The sequence below is a fragment of the Halorubrum cibi genome (assembly GCF_900182635.1).
Lineage (GTDB): Archaea > Halobacteriota > Halobacteria > Halobacteriales > Haloferacaceae > Halorubrum > Halorubrum cibi.
The window spans coordinates 1-2,042 of sequence record NZ_FXTD01000027.1 but is presented as its reverse complement, the minus strand read 5'-3'; the positions used below and the strand labels follow the sequence as shown (position 1 = coordinate 2,042).

The window sequence follows — 2,042 nt, the reverse complement described above, 5'->3', positions numbered from 1 at the left end:
TTCTCAAACTGTTTCAGCAACGCCGACGCAGAAACTGCTGATGAGTGGCTCAGATCGTTCGCTTTCGCATGGAATCAGCTTATCTGAACACTACGACTATGACACGCACATTTTTGATATTAAGTTATGATAGATCACTATCGTAAAACATTCACGCCACTGGATGGAATTTTGATCTAATGAATCAACAAGTCGTCGCGATCATTCAAGCTCGGATGGGTTCAACCCGCCTTCCTGGGAAAGTCATGCTTCCATTGGCTGCGGAGCATGCCCTCTCACACACGATCCGACGTGTAAAGTCGACTGAACACGTGACGAAGACGATGGTCGCAACCTCGCAACGGACGGCAGACGACATCGTTGCGAGGTACGCGGCTCGATTTGGAGCGGACGTGTTTCGTGGTAGCGAATCGGACGTTCTCGGACGGATGTATGATACAGCCCGCTCCGCCGACGCAGACGTTATCGTTCGCATTACCGGGGACTGTCCGCTTATTGATTCGGAGACGATCGACGTAGTTGTCCAAGAAATCCTTGACGGCGACGTACAGTACGCGACCAACGTCTTCGAACGTGCTTTCCCTCGAGGTCTCGACGTTGAGGCGTTCACGTTCGAAAGTTTCGAGCACGTACACGAGGTGGCGACCGAACCACATCATCGCGAGCACGTAACCCCGTACTATCGAGAACAGGAAAACGTGTTCTCCACTGAAAGCATCACTTCCAAGGACGTCTTTGACGATCCGCAGTTCCAGAATCGTGGTGACCTTCGTTTGACCCTCGACGAAGCCGACGATTACGAAGTACTGCGGACGATCTACGAGAACGTTCCATTCGATGATATCCTCCCGATCAGAGAAGCGATCCGCTACGTCGACGAGAACGATCTCATGGAACTGAACACGAACATCGAGCAGAAATCCCACTGATGTACGTCGTCGTGCGTGCCGACGGCGGTCCAGAGATCGGCTACGGTCACCTCGTCAGAACCGGCGCGCTCGCCGGCAAATTCCTCGATCGTGGCCACCAAGTCATGTACGCGACGGTGACACCGGAACAGGTCCGCGAAGTCTGCCCAGCCGGTATCGATACGGTGACCATCCCTTCTCAGGAGGATCCCGATCCAGTCCGAGAGTTCATCCGCGATCACGCGGACGTCACGGTCGCGGACTCGTACCTCGCGGACGGGACGTACCAGAAACGGCTCAGAGAGGTTTCACCACTCGTCGTCATCGCTGACGACACTCGCCATCGGATCGCCGCCGACGTGCTCGTGAATGGAAACCTCTACGCACCCGATCTGGAGTACGACGTGATCGGTTCGGAACCGGAGTGGTGTCTCGGTCCGGAGTTCCTCCTCCTCCGACCTGAGATCACGGAGTACGCCTCGATGGATCCGCCGTGGCGCGATCCGCCAACCCGTGCGATCGTCACGATGGGCGGCAGCGATATCGCGGAACTGACTCCGACGGTGATCCGGGCTTTCGACGGGTTCAATCTCTGTGTGGATGCTATCGTCGGACCGGGATTTTCGGCCGAACAGGAGATGGAGATCGGAGAAGCGGCCGCCGACGTGAGTGCGGATGTCTGTGTCCTTCGTGATCCTGACGATCTTCCGGAGCGGATGTTCCGAGCGGATTTTGCCGTGACTACTGCCAGCACGACCACCTACGAACTGCTTGCGCTCGGAACGCCGATCATCTCTATACCAGTCATCGATAATCAAGAGTTGATCGCGAATTCGCTTCACGATTGGAACGCAGCAAGCGTCCTTGATCGCGGATCCGGGAAAACGGCGTTCCGACGTGGTATCGACCAATATCTAACGAACAAAACTCTCCGAACGCGACGACGAGATCTTGGCCAAAAAATCGTTGACGGGCGAGGAACAGTTCGAATTTCAAATCTCGTTTCTGACGTTAGTATCTAGTCTGTTCGCCATGAGTCTGCTCTGTTGAAGAGCGATCTTATCAGCGGATATCACCGGTTTAGAAGGGTGAAGCCGAGGAAATCGAACCTGCCATGGAAATCGATATCCTCGA

General features: G+C 54.9%; 2 protein-coding genes and 1 pseudogene. All 3 read left to right on the top strand.

Annotated features, from left to right (window positions below; translation table 11 throughout):
- Window positions 1–87: pseudogene (locus tag FN829_RS15665) on the top strand (IS6 family transposase); the annotation flags it as partial.
- A 92-nt stretch (window positions 88–179) separates the two neighbouring features.
- Window positions 180–929, top strand: a complete 750-nt coding sequence (locus FN829_RS15660; protein WP_142987857.1) for a cytidylyltransferase domain-containing protein — start codon at window positions 180–182, stop codon at window positions 927–929.
- Window positions 929–1,930 carry a PseG/SpsG family protein gene (locus FN829_RS15655; protein WP_142987856.1) on the top strand — a complete coding sequence of 334 codons (1,002 nt, stop codon included), beginning with the start codon at window positions 929–931 and terminating at the stop codon, window positions 1,928–1,930. The genes FN829_RS15660 and FN829_RS15655 overlap by 1 nt, the downstream gene beginning before the upstream one ends.
- The last annotated feature ends 112 nt before the right edge of the window (window positions 1,931–2,042 follow it).

Excerpts from the sequence above, each read along its gene's own strand:
- FN829_RS15660 (WP_142987857.1), top strand. The coding sequence starts at position 180 with ATGAATCAACAAGTCGTCGCGATCATTCAAGCTCGGATGGGTTCAACC.
- FN829_RS15655 (WP_142987856.1), top strand. The coding sequence starts at position 929 with ATGTACGTCGTCGTGCGTGCCGACGGCGGTCCAGAGATCGGCTACGGT.